Below are 21279 nucleotides of genomic sequence, written 5' to 3' on the forward strand. Positions count from 1 at the left end.
TCACACTATCAGGCTGTGCCTTTAAGTGCTTGATTAAGCAGCTTCAATGCGCCTTCTTTTGTCAGCTCCACCGGATTACCACCGGCTGTAGGGTCAACAATGGCCATTTCCGCAATCATATCCTTGCGGGCATCATTCATTTCCAGACCTTTGATAAATTCCGGCAAGCTGTCCGGTACATTCAGCTCTTTGCGCAGTTTCATCACTGCTGCAACGAAACCGTCAAAGCCACCTGCAATGCCCAGATAATCAGCCAGCCGACTAATACGGGTTTCAATGGCTGCACGATTAAACGCGAGCACATAAGGCATGAAAACCGCATTGGTCATGCCGTGATGCGTATCATAAAGCGCACCGATCGGATGCGACAGTGAATGGATAGCGCCAAGCCCCTTCTGGAAAGCTGTTGCACCCATTGCCGCCGCAGCCATCATATTGGCACGCGCTGTAATATCGCGCCCGTTTGCATAGGCGACCGGCAGGTTTTCAAACACCAGCCGGATACCTTCCAGCGCAATACCATCCGCCATCGGATGATAGCCCGGTGCGCAATAAGCTTCCAAGCAATGTGCCAGCGCATCCAGCCCTGTGCCAGCGGTGATGAATGGTGGCATACCGACTGATAATTCCGGATCGGCAATCACCGTCACCGGCAGCATTTTCGGATGGAAAATCACTTTTTTGGTGTGCGTGGCTTCATTGGTCAGCACACCGGCGCGGCCAACTTCCGAGCCGGTACCGGCTGTCGTCGGCACCGCAATCACCGGTGCAATCACTGCACTGTCTGCACGTGTCCACCAATCGCCGATATCTTCAAAATCCCAGACCGGACGCGTCTGCTTGGCCTGAAATGCAATCAGCTTGCCAAGATCAAGCGCCGAGCCGCCGCCAAAGGCAATCACACCATCATGATTGCCGTCATTATAGACTTTAACACCGGCTGTCAGATTGCTCTCAACCGGATTTGGCTTCACTTCGGTAAAAGTGCCGTATTTTACACCAGCTTCATCCAGTACCGCCAAGGTTGATGCCACAACCGGCAGCTTCGCCAGTCCCGGATCGGTGACGAAGAGAGGATTACTGATACCGGCAGCTTTCAGAACTGCAGGCAGCTCTTTAATACGACCGGCACCAAACAGCACAGTGGTCGGGAAATTCCATTTTGAGATCAATGTTGTCATTGCATTTGCTTTCACATCAAAATTCAAAGGCAGATCAGATTTTTTCACGCAGATGATAGGATTTCGGACGGGTGAGATTACCGTAACCGATTGAAGACAGCGAAGCGCCCTTGCCCGTATCCTTAACACCGGTCCAGACCAGTCCCGGATCGAGATAATCACAGCGGTTCATAAACACGGTGCCGGTTTCAATCTGATCGGCAATATTGGCCGCGCGATCCGTATCCGGTGTCCAGAGTGATGCTGTCAGCCCGAAATTGCTGTCATTCATCAGCGCAACAGCCTCTTCGTCGCTGCGCACCTTCATAATGCCGACAATCGGCCCGAAGCTTTCTTCGCGCATCACGCTCATCTGGTGATCGACATTGGTCAGCACTTCCGGCGCGATATAAGGTGAACCGGCGCGGTCATTCTCGACCTGCATATTGATATGAGATTTTGCACCTTTGCGAAGCGCTTCCGCCTTCTGCTCACGGATCAGATCGGCAAAACGCGCATGTGCCATCGGCCCCAAAGTCGAAGATGCATCAAGCGGATTGCCCACCACATATTGGCTGGTCAGATCAACGAAACCGTCAACGAATTTGTCATAGACCGCCTCATGCACATAGATGCGCTCAATACCGCAGCAGCACTGACCGGAATTGAAAAATGCGCCATCAACGAGATTGGCAACTGCATGCTCGACATTAACATCCGGCAGCACATAGGCCGGATCTTTGCCGCCAAGCTCCAGCCCGATGCTCATGAAGGTACCGGCAGCGGCTTTTTCAATCGCACGACCGCCACCAACTGAACCGGTGAAATTCACATGGTCTATCGTGCCGGAAGCCAGCAACGCTTCCGTCGTCGCATGTCCCAGTACCACATTACTGAACACACCTTTCGGCAGGCCTGCAATTTCAAAAGCTTTGGCAAAGCGTTCGCCAGCAAGCAGCGTTTGCGTAGCGTGTTTGAGGATAACTGTATTACCCGCCATCAGCGCCGGAATAATCGTGTTCACTGCAGTGAGATACGGATAATTCCATGGAGCAATCACCATCACCACGCCAAGCGGCACATGCTTCACATAGCGGCGGAAACCGTCTTTCTCTTCCGGCACCAGCGGTTTGAGCGCCTCTTCCGCTATATTGATCATATATTGGCCGCGCTCCTGCACGCCGCCATTTTCTCCGCCATAGCGTACCGGACGCCCCATCTGCCAGGCAATTTCCGGCACCAGCTCGTCATTCATTGCAGCCAGAGCAGCGAGTGCCGCCGAACAATATTTTGCGCGTTCAGCAATGGTCAGCGCTGCCCAGCCTGCCTGCGCCTGTCTGGCCGCAGAGACAACGGCTTGCACCTGCCCCAGATCAAGGCAGGCACGTTCCGCATAAACAGAACCGTCAATCGGAGAAATCAGTCTCGCCACTTCGCTCATGGCTTCATTCCTTTTATAATTCTTAAATCAATAGCGTTCAAAGCCACGATGCAGCTCCCAGTCAGTGACACGGCGGTCATATTCAACCTGTTCCCAATCAGCCGTATGAACGTAGTGATTGAGAACCTTCTCGCCCAAAGCCTCTTTCAGGAATTCAGAGTTCTTCAGCGTTTCAATAGCATCACGCAGGGTGTATGGAATTTCTTGCAGCTTCACTGCCGCATAGGCATCGCCGACAAACGGCTCTTCCAGTTCCAGCTTCTCATCAATACCGCGCAAGCCTGCAGCAATCAGTGCCGCAAAAGCCAGATAAGGGTTGAGATCAGAACCGCCGATACGACATTCAATACGAATACCTTTGGTACCCTCGCCGCAAAGGCGGAAACCGGCTGTGCGGTTATCCCGGCTCCAAGTGATCTTGGTCGGAGCGAAAGTGCCTGCCTGAAAGCGCTTGTAAGAATTGACATAAGGCGCGAGGAAATAGGTATAATCGGCGGCATATTTCAGCTGTCCGGCCACCCATGAGCGCATCAACGGCGACATGGTATAAGGCGCATCCGGATCGTAAAACAGTGACTTACTGCCATCCAGACTCCACAGTGAATTATGCACATGGCTGGAACTGCCGGCTTTGCAATAATCATATTTCGCCATGAAGGTGATGCATTTGCCCTGCGCCTCGGCAATTTCCTTCATCGCATTTTTCATGATGACATGGCGATCGGCCATATCCAGCCCTTCCGCATAGCGCACATTGAGTTCCTGCTGACCGGAACCTGCCTCGCCTTTTGAATTCTCAATCGGAATACCGGCTTTGGCGAGATGATTACGCATCGCACGCAGCACCGGTTCTTCCTTGCTGGTCAGATGGATCATATAATCCTGAATATACGGAGAGGATGTATCCATATGTTTCCAGTATTTATCGCGCGCAGATTTATAAGTCTCATCAAAGAGATAGAATTCAAGCTCTGAGGCAAAATAGGCGCGGTAGCCGCGCTCTTTCAACCGAGCCAGCTGTTTCTTCAGCATTGCGCGTGGTGAGTGCGCGAGATCGGAATGATCGTGATGGTCAAGCACATCGCATAATACCAGAGCGGTTTTCTCCAGCCATGGCGCAATACGCAGCGTAGACATATCCGGTTTGATGACAAAATCGCCATAGCCCTGATCCCAGCTGGCAGCCTCATATCCGGCAACCGGTTCCATATCGATATCATCGGCCAGCAAATAACTGCAGCCATGGGTTTCATCATAGGCAGATTCAACAAAAAACTGCGCATAGAAACGCTTGCCAACCAGTCGTCCCTGCATATCTGTCAGGCAGACGAGCACGGTATCAATCTCATCATTCGCGACCGCTTTTTTCAGCGCATCAAAAGTCAGGTTTCCGGTCATTTACAACTCCGTGCTTCATCGGCATTTTATTAGAATGGAGTGTCGCCGCCCCTCCGGCGGCGACAGTTTTTGTAAATTTTGGTTATGCTCCGTAGCGATATGGTGCACCGGCTTTGCGCATGGTTTCCTGATATTTCTTCAGAATTTCGACCACCTTGGCATTGCGCGGGCTCTTGGCCGCAATTTCATCCCAGAACTTCATGGCCTCATCTTCAACCTTGCCCCATTCCGCTTCCGGAATAGTTGTTAGTTCAAGCTTACCTCCGGTGGTGCGGTAATGGGCTTCACCCCACCAGTACCAATGCTGGCGGTAGTAATGGGAGCTGTCCATGCTGAGTTTAAACAGCTGTTGCAAATGCGCAGGCACAGCATTCCATTTTTCCGTATTGGCAAAATAGGAACCAGCCCAGGCACCGCTGATATTATTGGTGAGATAATATTTATTAATATCAGCCCAACCGACCGTATAAACTTCGGTCGCGCCCGACCAGCACACGCCGTCAAGTTCACCGGTCTGAATGGCCACTTCAATATCTTCCCAAGGCAGGGTTACAGGCACCACACCAAAACGGGTAAGGAACTGACCACCGGTCGGGAAGGTAAAGACGCGCAGGCCTTTCAAGTCTTCCAGCGAGCGGATCGGCTTGGTGGTTGCGAAGTTACACGGATCCCATGAACCGGCGCTGAGCCATGTGACACCCGGAATTTCCTTATAGGCTTCTTCCCAGATTTCATTCAGGCCATACCAGTTGAACAGCACCGGCACATCAAGGCTGTAACGCGAGGCGAACGGGAAATACGCACCGAACACCGACACATCCACCGGCGATGCCATGGAGTCATCATCAGACTGTGCCGCATCAATCGTACCCGCCTGCACCGCACGGAACAATTCGCCCTGCGGCACCAGCTGATCGGAGGTATAAAGCTCAATCACCATCTCGCCATTGGCCGCCTTGTTGAAAGCATCAATAGAAGGTTTGATGACGTGTTCAGCCAGAGCAGGCCCTGCATAGGTTTGCAGGCGCCATTTAATAGGGCTCTGTGCTTTCACATAGGGTGTGGCGAGTGCAGTTGCACCAACTGCTCCGACAGTGGTCAATGCAGACTTTTTAAGAAAGTCGCGCTTATTCAGAAATTTGCTGTCACTCATTTGCGTGTCTCCCGTCGCAATAGAATTCAAGGTTCCTTTCACCGCAGTTTTGGCTTGTTGCCTTTTTTTGAACTGCGTTATGCACTTCACACTTTATCAGCGTCCCGAATACCAGTTTGGCAGCCACAGAGCGATCTGCGGGAAGATCATCAGAATGATGACCGTCAGCACCATCAGGAAGAAGAACGGAACGATAGATTTATAAATATCAACCATGGTCACGCTGGACGGTGCGAGCGCCCGCATCATGAACAGGTTATAGCCGAAAGGCGGGGTGATATAGGCAATCTGACAGGTGATTGTGTAGAGAATACCGAACCAGATCGCGTTGAATCCGAGGCTTTTGACCAGCGGAATATAGAGCGGTGCCACGATAACCAGCATCGCCGTATCATCCAGAAACATGCCGAGCACAACAAAGGACAGCAGCATCAGGATCAGAATTGTCCATGGCGACAGATCAAATGTACCGATCAGCAGTTTTTCAATCGCCTTTACCGCACCCAGACCATCATAAACGGATGAGAAGCACAGCGCCGCGAGAATGATCCAGAGGAACATACAAGAGATCATCAGCGAGTTGCGGGTTGTGGTTTCCCAAACTGCTTTGGTCATCCGTCCGGTGAACAATGCCGCCAATGTTGCCAACAAAGCGCCGACTACGGAGCTTTCAACCAGACTGGTAACACCGGTCAGAAACAGCCCCATCATTGTGCCGAAAATAATCAGAGGCAGCAGACCGGCGCGCAGCGTTGAAAACTTCTCCGCCCAAGTGATGCTATCCAGCTCATCTTTAGGCAATGTTGGCCCGAGCTCAGGATTAATCCGGCAGCGGATATAGATATAGACTGCAAATAATGTGGCCATCAGCAAGCCCGGCCCGATACCGGCCAGCCACAATTGCAATACCGGCTGACGGGCAATCATCGCATACAGCACAAGCACGACACTCGGCGGGATCAGAATACCCAGCGAGCTACCCGCCTGAATAACGCCGGTCACCATAATCTTGTTATAGCCGCGCTTCAGCAGCTCCGGCAGTGCCACCGTTGCACCAATGGCCATACCGGCCACACTCAGGCCGTTCATAGAGGAAATCACAACCATCAGCCCGATGGTACCGAGTGCCAGACCGCCGCGAATACCACCGAACCAGACATGGAACATGCGGTAGAGATTGCTGGCAATGCCGGATTCCGAGAGCATATAGCCCATGAAAACGAAGAACGGCACGGTAATCAGAGGATACCAGTTCAGCACCGCAAAAGTGGCATTGAACGGCATTTCAAATGCGCCGTTCCCCCAGAGCAGCAGCGCCGCCAGCGAACCGACAAAACCGATCACACCGAATACGCGCTGCCCTGTCATCAACAGCACCATCATTGTGGCAAACATGAAAAGAGTAATGAATTCCGAACTCATACAGTTTGCCCTTCCTGCGGTGCGGCATCAGGTATGTAAGCAGCAGGTTTGATCGGCGTGCCGCGCCAGATCGCGAAATCTTTGATAAGATTGGAGATGCACTGCAGCAGCAGCAGGAAAACACCGAGCGTCATCAGCGTTTTGATCGGCCACAAAACCGGAGCCCATGCCGTGTAATTGCGCTGATTATAGACATAGGCGTAATTGGTGCTGGAAAGCCCACCCGCGAACATCACAACGAGATAGAAAATCACGCAGAGAATAGTAATGACATCTGTCAGCGCCTTCTTCTTCGGCGCAAAACGGTCATAAAACAAATCCATCCGCACATGAGCGCCCTGCTGCATCGCATAGGCACCGCCCAGCAGATAATAGGCCGAGAGAATGAACTGCGACATTTCCAGCACCCAGTTCACCGGCGCGCCCAGCACAACCCGCGAAAAGGTGGAATAAAGCAGGCAGGCTGCCATCAAAAAGATGAGATACATCGCACAGCGACCGACCCGATAATTCAGCGCATCGACATATTTTACGAAGAGTCTGAGTATTTTCGGCACTTTTTTGTTCCCGTTGTTTCAGGCGTTTTATGGCCGGTTTTCCGGCTCTTTTGCCTGTATTCACCAGTTACCTGTTTCCCTTGACCCCCGCCTGCTCCTCAACAGAATGCGGTTAAGGTCGTCTCTCCTTATGTAATCTCAATTTCCTGTAAGATTGACGACAGACGGGCAGCCCAAAGCGCCTGCCCTTTCTCGCCAGCAATTTCATTATTGCGGATTTCCACCATCGCACAGAGATCACCGCGTTTACGCGCATGACATTCCACGGTGTAATAAACACGGTCATCCGGTGAATAAGGCTGGTTCACACCAACATTGATGCCTGAGCTTTCGCCGTCTTTGCGCAAACCCGCGATCATACGCGCACCCAGCCTGTCATCAGCATCATGAATGATCCCGATTTCCCATGGCCGCCCGACACCTTTATAAACCGGCGTATAGGAGTGGATGGTTATAACCCGGCTTTCCTGTCCGCGTTTTTTGCGCGCCTCGATAACTTCTTCGATTTTATCGTGAAAAGGCTTGTGCGACAGGGATATACGCTCCTGCCGCTCTGCCTCTGACAGATTGTGATTGCCCGGTATCACCGTAAACTCACTAATCTCAGGAATAAGATCCGGCGCGGAAAGCGGCCGGTTACAATCAATCAGCAAGCGGGAAAGACCGGCCTCAACAAGCGTAGCATCCAGCGCTTTGCTCATACGCCGCGCGACCTCTGCCGCACCCGGATCCCATGCAATATGGGCGGACATATCAGCCTCGCTCAATCCGAGGCGTGCAAATTTCTCCGGCATAAAATTCGTGGCATGTTCGCAGATCAGCAGATACGGGCTTTCACCCTGCTCATTGAGAACAGTGACAGCCGGTATATCGCCACCGGCATCAGAATAACGGGTATGCATATCATTGCCGTGAGAATCGCGAATTTCCGCCATTCTTCCCCCCTCATGCGAGTAAATTTTATCATTTACACATGTAACTTATGTTACGTTATTTTTTATTTCGCACTATTGTGTATCATCTCATACGCATTATTATCTTTTGTCAAATAGTATTTTTAAATGGGTTGAATCAAAAAGCTGGCCATTCAGTCCACTGATGCAAACAGGTGTTTTATGATGAACAATTTCACCAGTATCGCCGAACTGATAACCGAGCGGATTGACACAATGCCTCCGGGTGAGCGCAATGCCGCACAAACGCTGATTGCCAGTTATCCGATGCTTGGCCTTAAAACCGTTGCTGAATTTTCTGCTCAGGCAGGGGTAAGTTCCCCGACTATTCTGCGGTTTATCAACCGGCTCGGTTTTCAGAATTATTCCGATTTTCAGGCGCGTTTGCAGGATGAACTGGCCGCTCAGCTACAATCTCCCCATAACCGCAATGAAAACCGGCAAAGCCAGCCGGATACCGATTATCCGGCAGTCGAACACAGTCTTGAAAATATCCGCGAAACTTTCCGCCATATCAGTGAGAAACAGTTAAGCGATATCGTTACTGCGCTGGCCTGTGCACGCGGCAATATTTATCTGATCGGGGGGCGTTTTACCGATCCCATTGCGCAATATATGGCTGCGCATATGACCGTGATCCGCCCGCATGTTTTCCACCTGTCGGGGCAGGAAAGCGCATGGCGCGACAGGCTGCTGGATATGGGCAAAAAGGATATATTGATTGTCTTCGACATCCGCCGCTATCAGGACAGTCTGCTGCATCTGGCTGAAACGGCCAAAAGCCGTGGTGTTGATATTGTGCTGATTACGGATCAGTGGCTGTCACCGATTGCCCGTTTTGCCCGTCATGTGATTGCGGGGCGTACCGGTGTTCCCTCGGCATGGGATTCCTCCGCCGCGTTGTTTGTACTGGCAGAAAGCATCATTCGCGAAATGACTATACAGCTGGAACAAGACAGTGCCGCGCGTATTAAAGAACTGGAAGGTCTGCGCTTCAGAAACCGGCCATAATAAGCTTCACATTTCTCCGGTAGAGATTTTTATAAAAACTCTTTTCTTCCAACCATGCATCTTTCGATGTAATGGGAAGGCGACAAAATTTCAGACGATCCGCGCGTGTGGGAGGCACAAACGGATTTGGCTGAATTCCTCTTCAGGCCGGATCACGCCCTGAGCTTTTAAAATAAACGCACATGATGAGAGTTGCCTCAGACACTTTCATTTGTGTCCGCCCCCTATCAGAAACAGTCGCACATGCTGTTTCAGGAAAAATGAAATGACAGATTCCTCCCCCGCCATGGTGCTGGACGCCCCAGCTCTGGCCGATGCTGAAACGCTTGCTACAAGCGCAGATACAACAAATTTCAAACTGGTTTTGCTGGCACTGGCAATGGGTGGCTTTGCTATCGGCACCACCGAATTTGCAGCCATGTCCCTGCTGCCCTATTTCTCCGCAGGCTTAGGTATTGATGAACCAACCGCCGGTCATGTCATCAGCGCCTATGCGCTGGGTGTGGTCGTAGGCGCGCCAATCCTCGCTGTATTCTTCGCACGTATGTCACGCCGCACGCTGGCTATGGGGCTGATGGCTGTATTTGCCGTCGCCAATGTGCTCAGCGCTCTATCGCCATCCTATCACTGGATGCTGCTGTTTCGCTTTATGAGCGGCCTGCCGCATGGCGCATATTTTGGTGTGGCCGCGCTGATGGCCGCCTCACTGGTACCAATGAACCGCCGCGCATGGGCTGTTGGTCGTGTTATGCTCGGCCTGTCTATCGCAACAGTAATCGGTGTGCCTTTTGCGACGTGGCTCGGGCAGAATCTCGGCTGGCGCTGGGGTTTCGGCGTTACCGGTATTCTGGCCACGCTCACTTTTCTGATGATTATGGCTTTTGCCCCGAAAGACCCGCCACGCCCCGGTGCCACACCACTGCGTGAACTGGCCGCCTTGAAGAACCGTCAGGTCTGGCTGACACTCGGCATTGGTGCGGTCGGCTTCGGTGGTCTGTTTGCAGTCTATTCCTATATTGCCTCCACCCTGCTGGAAGTCACCGGTGTTGCGCCCTATTGGGTTCCGGTTGTGCTGACTGTTTTCGGTGCGGGCATGACCTGCGGCACGCTAATCGGCTCATGGGGCGCTGACCGTGCACTCATGCCGACTGCCGGTATTCTGCTGCTGTCAAATGCAATCTTTCTGGCAATCTTTCCATTCGTGGTGATGAATGTCTGGATTTTGACCGCGCTGGTCTTCCTGATCGGCTGTACCGGCGGCCTAGGAACTGTGTTGCAAACCCGCCTGATGGATGTGGCACAAGATGCCCAGACCCTTGCCGCAGCGCTTAATCACAGTGCCTTCAATGTTGCCAATGCCCTTGGCCCATGGCTGGCTGGCATGTCCATTGCCGCAGGCTATGGCTTTGCCTCTTCCGGTTTTGTCGGTTGTGCACTGGCGCTGGGTGGTCTGATCATCTGGGCAATTGCTCTGTGGGATTCCCGCCGTACCGGCATTTGAGAACAGAAAATATGACCAATAAAAAAGCCGGCAGAACCATCGTTCTGCCGGCTTTCTCTTTAGCTCAAAAGACCCGATTAATTGGCAACGATTTTGCCGTCTTCCCATTTATAGACCACGAAGGTCGGGGAAGTCAGATCGCCGTTTTTGTCATAGCTCAGATCACCGATAATGGTTTTTGCTTCAAGACCATCATGCAGTGCCTTGGCAACCGCAGCGGCATCATCAGCTTTACCGACTTTTTCGATACCAGCTTTGAGAACCTGAACAGCAGCATAACCATTCAGTGTGAACACTTCCGGCGCAATATTCTTGGCCTTCAGCGCGTCCACAGCTTCAGCAGCAGCAGGATTCTGTGTCACATCAACAGCATTGGTGAAGAGTGTGCCTGCACCGGTTTCACCGGCAATCGCCCAATACTCAGTATTGGACAGGCCTTCACCACCGATCAGCAGCAGTTTCACGCCCTGATCTGAAAGCTGACGGGACAGAAGACCGGCTTCCGGATGATAACCACCGAAATACAGCACTTCCACACCGCTGTTTTTGATCTTGCTCACCAGTGCGCTGAGATCTTTTTCACCCGGTGTCAGGGATTCATACAGAACCTCTTTCACACCAGCTTTGTTCAGGCTGTCTTTGAAGCTGTCTGCAAGACCCTGACCGTAAGGGGCTTTATCGTGCAGAACGCCGACCTTTTTGTCAGCCAGATTTTTCGCCACATATTCAGCAGCAACAACGGCCTGCTGGTCGTCACGGCCGCAGGTACGGAAAACATTTTCCAGACCGCGATTTGTCAGGTTAGGTGAAGTTGCTGTCGGTGTTACCATAACCACACCGGCTTCAGCCAGCGCATCGGAAACGGCCATTGCCGAACCGGAGGTCACAGGACCAACAACAAATTTAACGCCGTCACCGATCAGCTGGTTGGCGCCGGAAACACCCTGTTTCGGATCTGCCGCATCATCAACAAGCTTCAGAACGACTTTCTCACCAAGAATACCGCCGTTTTTATTGATATTTTCTACAGCGGTTTCGGCACCGTTTTTCACCTGAATACCATAGGCAGCCACGCTGCCGGTAACCGGTGCGATCAAACCAATGGTGATATCAGCCTGAGCCTGGGAAGCAAACGCAAGTGTTGCAGCAAAGGCTACTCCGGATAATAAAGACAGACGCATTTCTTCCTCCAATACAGTCCCCAACGGGACAGTTAAAACATAAGCCCCGTATGCGCTTAAAGTTGCGCACCGGTTCAACCTCGCCCCCCGCCTGTCCCAATAACTGGTCAGACACTCAGTCTTCTTTCTCCAGCATCTCCTTCACAGCGGTTGCCAGCTGCTTCAGGGAGAACGGCTTCGGAAGGAACCCGAATTGAGCATCTTCAGGCAGATTCTTTGCAAAAGCATCTTCAGCATAGCCTGAAACGAAAATAAACTTAATGTTTGGATAGGATTTGCGCAACTCTCTTAACAGCGTAGGACCATCCATTTCCGGCATAACCACATCGGAAACGATAATATCGACCTTGCCTTCCAGTTCTTCCAGCACTTCCAGCGCTTCAACGCCGGACGAAGCTTCATGAACTGTGTAACCTCTGGTCTGCAATGCGCGGACACCGCCCATACGCACCGCATCCTCATCCTCAACCAGCAACACGGTTGCGGAACCGGACAGATCGGCCTGTTTTTCTGCTTTCTTTTCAACGGCAGCAGGCTTTTTGGCGACCACGGCCTGTTCATCAGGCTGCCCATTGGCATCCAGTACAACCGGTGCTTTTTCTTCAATGAAACGCGGCAGATAGATACGGAAGACCGTACCTTTGCCCAGAGTCGAGTCACAGAAAATGAAGCCACCGGTCTGTTTGATAATGCCATAGACCATCGAGAGACCGAGACCTGTGCCCTTGCCTACTTCTTTAGTCGTAAAGAACGGCTCGAAAATCTTGGCAAGAATATCCGACGGAATACCTGTGCCCGAATCTTCAACTTCATAAAGCACATAATCGGCCTGCGGCAATTCGCGATAGCCAAGCGCAACAGTCTCGGCTTCTTCAACATTGCGGGTACGGATTGTAATCGTGCCGCCATCCGGCATCGCATCGCGGGCATTGACCACGAGATTGACCGCAACCTGCTCAAACTGGCCAAGATCGGCTTTCACCGGCCACAAATCACGGCCATGCTCGATTTTCAGCGCAATATCCGTACCGACAAGACGCGCCAGCAACATACGCAGGTCAGCCAGAACATCGGTGAGGTCAAGCACTTCAGGGCGCAAAGTCTGACGGCGCGAGAAGGCCAGCAACTGGCGCACCAGCGAGGCGGCACGGTTGGCATTCTGCTTGATATTCATAATATCAGGGAATGACGGGTCAGACGCGCGGTGATTGCTCAGCAGCAGATCCGACGACATGATGATGGCGGTGAGCACGTTGTTGAAGTCATGGGCAATACCGCCTGCAAGCTGACCGACAGCCTGCATTTTCTGGCTCTGCGCCATCTGGCCTTCCAGCGCCTTCTGTTCTGTGGTTTCCACCGCAGAAACAATCGCGGCTTCTTCTATCGCCTCGCCGCCAATGTCAGACACCGGACTGACATAGAAACGGATATGACGCTCATCATTGCCAGGCAAAACCGTATCAATCGGCGAGATCGTTGCCTGCCCCGCAAAAGCGGAGGCCAGCGCACGGGAAATCGTCTCACGATCACGCGGATGCACCACGCTTTCCAGAGAAATCTGTTTATCCAGCGTATCGCGATCCACATCTGAACCGAAAATATCCAGAAAACGCGCATTGGTCGACAGGATACGGCCATTCACATCCACCGAAGCAATTGCCATCGGAGCGGAATTGAAGAAGCGGGTAAAGCGCACTTCGGCGGAACGCTGCGCAGCGGAGGAATCATTACCCTCGGCGCGGTTCAGCACAATGGTGCGGCTGGTGCCGCGCGAACCGTCACGCGGCTGCTGCACACGGTGATAAAAGCGCACAGCAAGGCTCTGGCCGTTGCTCTTTGTCAGATCAAGATCAATCACCGTATTGCGGCTGGAGCCCGGATCGGCACGAACCGCATTAATCAGCGACATACCATTACCGGCAACAATATCCTGCAAGGTCAGCGAACCGGCGGTGAATTTGGTGAGATCAATCCCCAGCCATTCAGCCAGCGTGGCATTGATATAAATGATGCGGCCTTGCGCATCGGCTGAGAAAAATCCGGCAGGCGCGTGATCCAGATGGTCAATTGCTTCCTGCAAATCCTGAAAAAACCGCTCCTGCTCAGCACGCTCTTCCGAAATATCGGTAATCTGCCATGCAAACAAAGGTCCTGCGGTCTCGCTGAGCGGATTGGTCTGCGGTGCAATCACCGGTCGTGCTTTCACACGATACCACGCCGCAGCTTCCATCCCCTTCGGCGAGGCGCCGGTGAGACGGATTTCTTCCTGTGCGGCCAGACCGTCACGCACAGCATTATTCAGACGGTAAACCGCTTCAAGCGCCGAAGGCTCACCGGCCAGCACGGCATCAAGCGTCGGCAATTCTGCCGCATTATCCGCACCCATCATCTGCGCATAGGCCTGATTGGCATAGACAATATGCCCTTTGGCATCGGTGATTACCGTACCTTCAGGCATCGAATCCAGCAGTGTATCGACCACATCGTCATGATCTTCACGCGGGCTGAACTGGATCAAGCCGGTTGCCCAGCCGATCAGGCAGAAAACACCCATGATCGACAGCAGACCGAGCAGGATCAGCAAAAAGGCATCACCCAATTGTTCACGGAACACAAAATATAATCCCGCTACGGCAATCAGCAGAATACCCAATGTCAGCAATCTGAGTGCAGCGGGGTTTTTCTTGGCAGGAGCAGTGGTTTTCGGAAAAGAATGCGTCCGTGATGGCTGAGACATAAGCCCCATTATCCCTTTTCTTGCGCCGTAACATCGGCGGTTCAGCAGATCCGTCGCTGATGCGTCGTCCGCAATTTCGGGCATCGGCCTATCGGATCAGGCTTGTGATATCAGGCCTGAACAATTCTGATAAAGCGTAGCCTTATGAGGTTTTTCAGAATTATGCTTTAGAGTATTTCACAGTCAAATGGAATTATCTCATAGTGCCATTATTGCCTGCACAGTCTTCACAAGCCATTAATTCCGGACTGTTTTCTTGTTAAATTGCGCATTTTAAAGACATAAATACCAATTATGACAGGCGTCAGTCACGGGCATTTTCAAGCCGATAAATATGTTTTAAAGTTTCATTCAGCTTAAAGATTTACTTTCCGGGCAATATGCGTTTTTACAAATGCAGATTATGTTCCGATTTTTTACAGGATACCGGTTTCAAGCGCCCGTTACGGCCTGAAAACCGTGTTGAAAAACAAGCCGATTATGCAATTTGTCTGATTATGCGTTTATGAAACGCTGCAGAAATTGCATGATTCTTATAAGGACGATTAAATATGATGGATTGGCTGAGCGGGCTGGTGGGCGAGAATACAGCTCATATAATCAGCTTTATCGGGCTTTTTGCACTGTTTCTGGCAGGTGTTTTTGTTGTTTTTGCTGCTATCAAGCGCATGACAGCCGGAACCTATGTGACCAAAAACCATGATGCGGCTCCGCGCCTGACCGTAACTGATGCCGCCGCCGTTGACGGCCAGCGCCGTCTGGTACTGGTGCGCCGCGATGATGTGGAGCACCTGATCCTGATCGGCGGACCATCCGATATTGTGATTGAGCAAAATATTACCCGTCATCAACGCAATCAGCCTGAACAGGCAACGCCCCGCGCCCGTCCGCAGGAAGAACTGGCACCGGCTACTCCGGTTACTACAGCAATCGTTGCTGCACCTGCTGCTCCGCAAATCTCTGCGGCGATTGCAACGCCGGAACTCAATATTGCTCCGGCTGATATTATCTCAGCCGTACCGGCCTATAAGCCGGAAGCAGAAGCTACACCTACACAACAGCCGCGCCCAGCGGCTACCGCTGCTGCGCAAACACCTGTTGCCGCGCCAAGTCAGCCTTTGCAAACCCATGCTCAGCAGGTAGCGGCTGCCGCCCGCCAGCAACAGCAGCGTCAGGCTCCGGCTGCACGACCGGCAGAAACAGCACCCAAACTGCATCCGGTTTATCCGCTGGGTCAGGTTTCACGCGGCGTGGTTGCAGCAACATCCGGTCTGGCCGCCGCAAGCAATGCAGCGCAACAGGAACTGATTGCCGCCGCCAAGCGCGATAATCGCAGCGCCTCACCTTCGCTCGATGATGTGCGTCCGGGTCCTGATGCAAAAACGGCAGAAGGCACGCCTCTGGTCTTGCAACGGGCAACTCCGCAAATCGCTCGTCCGGCACAGCAGGAACCATCCTTCAGCGCCGCGCCTGCTCCGGCTGCCAAGCCTGTAGCGCAGCCGAATTTTGAGCTTGATCTTGAAAGCACGGTTGCAGATGCCCTGTCGGATAAGGACTTGTCATCCGACAACGAAATTTCCTTTGAAGATTTGCTCTCGTCCGAAATGGAGCAGCATTTTGCAAGCACGGAAAAAGCGGAGCCTGCTGAAAAACCGCAATCGAGTTTGCCAGCCGGAATGCTTGATATTTCCCCGCGCAAATAAGCTCCGAAAAACAGATAATAAAAAAAACGCAGCGCCCTCCAGCACTGCGTTTTTTAATTTCTCGCGAGTATGTGCGAAGCACAAAACCCTATAATTTAGTCGTCGCGATAAACTTTTTCACGACGCTCGTGACGTTCCTGCGCTTCGATCGACAAAGTAGCAATCGGACGGGCATCCAGTCGCTTAAGGTTGATCGGGTCGCCGGTTTCCTCACAAAAACCATAGGTTCCTTCATCAATACGAAGCAAAGCCGCATCAATTTTGGAGATTAGCTTACGCTGGCGGTCACGGGCACGCAGCTCGATAGACCGATCCGTTTCTGATGAGGCCCTGTCAGCCAGATCAGGATGATTAGCATTTTCACGCTGCAATGCTTCCAGCGTTTCGCGTGCTTCACGCAAAATGTCATTCTTCCAAGCGATTAGCTTGGCACGGAAATATGACTTCTGCCGTTCATTCATGAACGGTTCGTCATCCGTGGGCTTGTAGTTAAGGTCGATTAATTCACTCATTTTGAATCACCCCACACCTAGGAGACGAAGCGCCTTATAGGTCTATAAGCGACACGATACAACCTGAAAAAACAGCGCCTCAAGTATTTTCAACCTGCACCTGAAAAAATAGCCGCATTATCCTAAAGTCATATAAGCAGATATCTGCAAATTTTAAAATCGAAGATACCCCATCAACTTAAGTAAAATAAAATTTTCACATGACACTATTTTAAAATATCAATGTATAAAAACAAAACCCTAAAAATTAACGATACAATTACTCAATATTATATCATGATTTACAGAATTTTCGTTATCGCAACCTCCGGATAAATTTCTGCTTTGATATATTCCCCTCTCAATCCGGCAATAACTTCAAAAACAATACGCTGCTGACATAACAAACAAGTTACAGAAAATCAGCTTTTTACCCTTGTTTTCAGTCTGTTCAGCACACTATCTTTTCGGTGCAAAACCTGCAAAATTGCTCCCATGCGCACAATCTTATTCCTTCGCCATGCCCAAGCCGTTCTGCCTGACAGCAGCGGAAAAGATTTTGACCGGCGCCTGAATGCGGCCGGTGAGACCGATGCTGAAAATCAGGCAAAGCGCCTGATCAATGCAGGTATTCTGCCCGATTTTATCCTCTGTTCTCCGGCAGCACGCACGAGACAGACGGCAGATATTTTCAAAACTGCCCTCGCTAATGCACACCCTGCACATCCGGTCACACTGCAGGAAGCCCCCTCGCTCTATCGTGCAAATGCCGCCGGTTACATTCAGGAAATGCGCAGTCAGATACCGGATACATCTCAATGCGCCCTGATTGTCGGACACAATCCGAGCATTGAAGATTGCGCATTATTGTTTGCGCGTAGCAGCCATCAGTTTGAACAGCGGATCGGCTATGGTTTCCCCACAGCCGGACTGGCTGAAATTAAAACACAGGCAGATTTTTCAGCCTTTTCTCCTGAAAATGCACAACTGACAGCTCTTTATCTTCCGCATGAAGATTAAGGTCTTACAGGCTGTTTATAAAACATAATTAACCGTGATAATGCTGATATAAATCAGCATAATAATTTAACACCCTGCAATTACGGATTTCACATCCTATATTCAGGGAACTGCGTTAAACATCAGAGCATATCGCGCTTAGCGAATATCAACAGTCTTTACGGGGGCATCTTTGGCCAGACTGACCACTCTAACGGATGAAGCCAAAATTGCTTTTGATACATTGATGGAGCGCACCGGCAGCTTAGTAACACCATCACTGCGTCTTGGTGTTACAGGTCTTTCCCGTGCCGGTAAAACCGTTTTCATCACCTCACTTGTGCATAATCTGGTACAGGGCGGACGCTTGCCCTTGTTTGATGCCTATGCATCCGGCCGTATCGCCCGCGCCTATCTCCAGCCGCAGCCGGATGATGCCGTCCCGCGTTTCCAATATGAAGATCATCTGGCAGCCTTGGTAAAAGACCGTATCTGGCCGGATTCCACCCGTGCGATTTCCGAATTACGCCTGACAATTGAATATCAGTCGGCTTCCTCATGGGGGCGTATGCTCTCTGCGGGCAAACTGTCGATTGATATTGTCGATTATCCGGGGGAATGGCTGCTGGATCTGCCCTTGCTCGGCAAAAGCTACGCTGAATTTTGCCGCGATTCCTTTGCGCTCGCCAATGAGACAGCACATCTCGGCTTTGCCGGAGACTGGTTGCGGGAAGCTGCAACTGCTGATGCGCTGGCTCCTGCTGATGAAATGACGGCGCAACGTCTCGCACGCAGTTTCACCGATTATTTGCGCGCAGGTAAATCCGATGAACAGGCATTATCTACCCTGCCACCGGGGCGTTTTCTGATGCCCGGTGATCTGGAAGGCTCTCCGGCTCTCACCTTTGCGCCCTTGCCCGACCTGCCTGAAGGCAGTTTCAAAACCGGCTCGCTGGCGGCGATGATGGAGCGGCGTTATGAATCCTACAAAACCCATGTGGTGAAACCATTCTTCCGCGAGCATATTGCCCGTCTTGACCGGCAGATTGTGCTGGTTGATGCAATGCAGGCGATTAATGCCGGTGGCGCTGCTGTACGCGATCTGGAGCGCGCACTCACCGAAATCCTCGCCTGTTTCCGTGCAGGACGCTCCAATATTTTCACCGGTCTGATCCAGAAACGTATCGGCCGTATTCTTATTGCTGCGACCAAAGCCGATCATCTGCATCATGAAAGCCATAACCGGCTTGAAGCCATCGTGCGCAGACTTGTTGACCGCGCCGCCAAAAATGCGGACATGTCCGGCGCTGAGATTGATGTTCTGGCCATGGCCGCAGTGCGCGCCACCCGCGAAGCGACAGTCAACCAGAATGGTGATACATTACCGGTCATCGTCGGCACTCCGCTGAAGGGCGAAGTGATCGATGGTGAAGTCTTTGACGGTGAAACGGAAACTGCGATTTTTCCGGGTGATCTGCCGCACAATGTGCAGGCAATTTTTGACCAGCCGGAATTGTCGCCACGTGACCGTGCGCATGAAGCACCGATCCGCTTTGTCCGTTTCAGACCACCGGCAATCAAAGCGGATCTGGATGGTATTCATCTCTCGCTTCCGCATATCCGCCTTGACCGCGCCATGCAGTTTCTGCTCGGCGACCGGCTGGCATAAGGAGCAGTCATGTCGGATAAGCCAAGAAAACCCACGAGTTTTAGCGTAAACCCGCAGGCCGGCGTCAGCCAGCAACAGATAGGTGACAACCAACCGCAGGCACCACGCAAACCGGTTGCCATCCGCGACCTGTCCGCAGTCACAGCAGAGCCGGTCGATGTGTTCGAGCAGGAGGCGATTGATGCCGGTGCGCAACTGACCCCGCCGCCTGCAAGTCTCCTCAAGCGGCGCTTTACTCTGCGCAGTGTGTTTTTCACTGCACTGGGTCTGTTACTCAGTTTTGCTGTCGGCATCTGGACGGAGGATCTGATCCGCGCCATGTTCAGCCGTGCCGACTGGCTCGGCTGGCTCACATTCGGCGTTGCCCTCATCGCCCTTGCCTCACTGATTGCACTGGTGGTGCGCGAAGGACTGGCATTGCGCCGCCTCTCCGCAGTGCAGGAACTGCGCTTCGCAGCAGCAGAGGCCACCGAGCGCAATGATGCGGAGAAAGCCCGCAAAGTCACAGACAGATTACTGGAAGTGGCAGCCAGCCTGCCGCAGACCGCACGCGGACGCACGACATTAGAGGCATTACGCGGTGATATTATCGACGGACGCGATCTTATCCGCATTACCGAGCGGGAAATTCTGCATCCGCTGGATAGTGAAGCGCGGATGCTGATCCTCAACGCCGCGAAACGCGTTTCTATCGTCACAGCCGTCAGCCCGCGCGCTTTAGTGGATATCGCCTATGTGATCTTCGAATCATCGCGACTGATCCGCCGCCTCTCTGAGCTTTATGGCTGCCGTCCGGGCTCTTTAGGCTTTTTGCGCCTTGCCCGCAGTGTGATTGCCCATCTGGCCATTACCGGCACCATCGCCATGGGTGACAGCGTGGTTCAGCAATTGCTGGGTCAGGGTCTCGCCTCGCGCCTCTCTGCCAAACTCGGTGAAGGTGTGATAAACGGCATGATGACCGCACGGATCGGCATTTCCGCCATGGATATTGTGCGCCCGCTGCCGTTTGATGCGGAAAAACGACCAAATATCAGTGACTTTGTCAGCGATATCGTAAAAGCCACAACTCAGAAAAAACCACTCTGAAACCTGTTTATCCCTTGTTTTAATCGTGCTAAGCATGTCGCAGCTAAATGGGTTCATTTAGCGTTTGCGAACATGCGACAATTAAAAAACTCTAGAGCGAACACCATGAATTTCCTTAAATTCAACACGCTCTAGAAACCAGCTGTTAACCATTCCGGCCGATTATAAGGGCTGGTTTTGGTATCTTGTTTGACAGCATTTCGCGCCCTGAAAAGTGATGATGCAGGTCCTGCAAAGAACTGAAAAGCCGCCCTCAAACTATCCGGAACAGAGTTCTGTTATGATTACACGTGCCACTGCCGCCTGCCTTATTTTATTCGCTTCTGCGGCCAGCACTGTTTCTGCGCACGCATCGGATAAAGACGAAGCTTTCTTCCGCAATGTCGAAGGTCAGTGGAGCGGCCCCGGTGAAGTTGTTGCCGGTAAATACAAGGGCACGAAATTCGTCTGCAATCTCTCCGGCACCACGCCGGATGGCAACATTGGCATGACACTCGACGGCACCTGCCGCGTCGGCGTCTTCTCCCAGCCGATGAAAGCAACCGTAGTGCGCACCGGCAAAAGCTATAGCGGCACTTTCAATGACGGCGCAGAAGGCAAAGGCCTGAATGTGACTTCCGGTTCGGTCAATGGCAACCGCGTAGTGCTGTCACTGGCACGCAAGCAGCTCAACGGCGCGATGCTGGCACGCGTCACCGACCAGAACACCATGAATGTTACCGTATCTGTCAAAGTTGAAGATACAATGGTGCCGGTTGTCGGCATGAGCCTGAAACGCGTTGACGGCGGCACCGTCAGCAGCATTGCTCGAAATTAG

Annotated in this window: 17 protein-coding genes; 7 read left to right on the forward strand and 10 right to left on the reverse strand. The window is 52.1% G+C overall.

All coding sequences use genetic code 11. The annotated features are described in order from the left end of the window. Nucleotides 1–8 precede the first annotated feature (8 nt). From K1X45_RS03095 to K1X45_RS03125, 7 genes are all read right to left on the reverse strand, one after another. A complete protein-coding gene (locus tag K1X45_RS03095) occupies nucleotides 9–1181 on the reverse strand; it encodes an iron-containing alcohol dehydrogenase (RefSeq protein ID WP_220159816.1) in 1173 nt (390 codons plus the stop codon). Nucleotides 1182–1215: 34 nt separating this feature from the next. Further along, a complete protein-coding gene (locus tag K1X45_RS03100; protein WP_220159817.1) occupies nucleotides 1216–2601 on the reverse strand; it encodes an aldehyde dehydrogenase family protein in 1386 nt (461 codons plus the stop codon). A gap of 27 nt (nucleotides 2602–2628) precedes the next feature. Continuing rightward, on the reverse strand, nucleotides 2629–3999 hold the full coding sequence (locus tag K1X45_RS03105) for a glutamine synthetase family protein (protein ID WP_022711943.1): 1371 nt from the start codon (nucleotides 3997–3999) through the stop codon (nucleotides 2629–2631). A gap of 82 nt (nucleotides 4000–4081) precedes the next feature. Next, entirely contained in the window at nucleotides 4082–5152 is a 1071-nt protein-coding gene (locus tag K1X45_RS03110) for a TRAP transporter substrate-binding protein (protein ID WP_075654949.1), read from the reverse strand. 96 nt (nucleotides 5153–5248) lie between these two features. Then, nucleotides 5249–6574, reverse strand: coding sequence for a TRAP transporter large permease subunit (locus K1X45_RS03115; protein WP_220159818.1), 1326 nt, complete (start codon nucleotides 6572–6574; stop codon nucleotides 5249–5251). Beyond that, nucleotides 6571–7131 carry a TRAP transporter small permease subunit gene (locus tag K1X45_RS03120; protein WP_116087403.1) on the reverse strand — a complete coding sequence of 187 codons (561 nt, stop codon included), beginning with the start codon at nucleotides 7129–7131 and terminating at the stop codon, nucleotides 6571–6573. The genes K1X45_RS03115 and K1X45_RS03120 overlap by 4 nt, the downstream gene beginning before the upstream one ends. A 128-nt stretch (nucleotides 7132–7259) precedes the next feature. Next, nucleotides 7260–8033 (reverse strand): N-formylglutamate amidohydrolase, encoded by a 774-nt coding sequence (locus tag K1X45_RS03125; RefSeq protein WP_220160365.1) that lies wholly within the window; start codon nucleotides 8031–8033, stop codon nucleotides 7260–7262. A gap of 213 nt (nucleotides 8034–8246) precedes the next feature. Between K1X45_RS03125 and K1X45_RS03130 the strand changes: the two genes are divergently transcribed. Both K1X45_RS03130 and K1X45_RS03135 read left to right on the forward strand, forming a co-directional pair. Next, complete coding sequence (locus tag K1X45_RS03130; protein WP_051139069.1) at nucleotides 8247–9095, forward strand: MurR/RpiR family transcriptional regulator; 849 nt, start codon at nucleotides 8247–8249, stop codon at nucleotides 9093–9095. Nucleotides 9096–9360: 265 nt separating this feature from the next. Next, nucleotides 9361–10596 carry an MFS transporter gene (locus K1X45_RS03135; protein WP_220159819.1) on the forward strand — a complete coding sequence of 412 codons (1236 nt, stop codon included), beginning with the start codon at nucleotides 9361–9363 and terminating at the stop codon, nucleotides 10594–10596. 77 nt (nucleotides 10597–10673) lie between these two features. Here the strand turns inward: K1X45_RS03135 and K1X45_RS03140 are convergent, their stop codons facing one another. Both K1X45_RS03140 and cckA read right to left on the reverse strand, forming a co-directional pair. Continuing rightward, entirely contained in the window at nucleotides 10674–11777 is a 1104-nt protein-coding gene (locus K1X45_RS03140; protein ID WP_213598095.1) for a branched-chain amino acid ABC transporter substrate-binding protein, read from the reverse strand. 115 nt (nucleotides 11778–11892) lie between these two features. Beyond that, nucleotides 11893–14514: a cell cycle histidine kinase CckA gene (gene cckA, locus K1X45_RS03145; RefSeq protein ID WP_075654941.1), complete on the reverse strand. Its 2622-nt coding sequence runs from the start codon at nucleotides 14512–14514 to the stop codon at nucleotides 11893–11895. Between the two features lie 551 nt (nucleotides 14515–15065). Here cckA and K1X45_RS03150 point away from each other — a divergent pair. Further along, complete coding sequence (locus tag K1X45_RS03150) at nucleotides 15066–16217, forward strand: flagellar biosynthetic protein FliO (protein ID WP_220159820.1); 1152 nt, start codon at nucleotides 15066–15068, stop codon at nucleotides 16215–16217. A gap of 95 nt (nucleotides 16218–16312) precedes the next feature. On the opposite strand, the gene dksA is transcribed toward K1X45_RS03150, so the two are convergent. Beyond that, nucleotides 16313–16729: an RNA polymerase-binding protein DksA gene (gene dksA, locus K1X45_RS03155; RefSeq protein ID WP_022709440.1), complete on the reverse strand. Its 417-nt coding sequence runs from the start codon at nucleotides 16727–16729 to the stop codon at nucleotides 16313–16315. Nucleotides 16730–17203: 474 nt separating this feature from the next. Between dksA and K1X45_RS03160 the strand changes: the two genes are divergently transcribed. The 4 genes from K1X45_RS03160 to K1X45_RS03175 all read left to right on the forward strand — a co-directional run bounded on the left by K1X45_RS03160 (nucleotide 17204) and on the right by K1X45_RS03175 (nucleotide 21279). After that, nucleotides 17204–17728 (forward strand): histidine phosphatase family protein, encoded by a 525-nt coding sequence (locus K1X45_RS03160; RefSeq protein WP_220159821.1) that lies wholly within the window; start codon nucleotides 17204–17206, stop codon nucleotides 17726–17728. Between the two features lie 172 nt (nucleotides 17729–17900). Beyond that, on the forward strand, nucleotides 17901–19376 hold the full coding sequence (locus tag K1X45_RS03165) for a YcjX family protein (protein WP_151159089.1): 1476 nt from the start codon (nucleotides 17901–17903) through the stop codon (nucleotides 19374–19376). Between the two features lie 9 nt (nucleotides 19377–19385). Beyond that, nucleotides 19386–20462 carry a YcjF family protein gene (locus K1X45_RS03170; RefSeq protein ID WP_220159822.1) on the forward strand — a complete coding sequence of 359 codons (1077 nt, stop codon included), beginning with the start codon at nucleotides 19386–19388 and terminating at the stop codon, nucleotides 20460–20462. 280 nt (nucleotides 20463–20742) lie between these two features. Beyond that, nucleotides 20743–21279, forward strand: a complete 537-nt coding sequence (locus K1X45_RS03175) for a hypothetical protein (protein ID WP_028233258.1) — start codon at nucleotides 20743–20745, stop codon at nucleotides 21277–21279.

The organism is Pseudochrobactrum sp. Wa41.01b-1 (genome assembly GCF_019464455.1).
GTDB classification, from domain to species: domain Bacteria; phylum Pseudomonadota; class Alphaproteobacteria; order Rhizobiales; family Rhizobiaceae; genus Pseudochrobactrum; species Pseudochrobactrum saccharolyticum.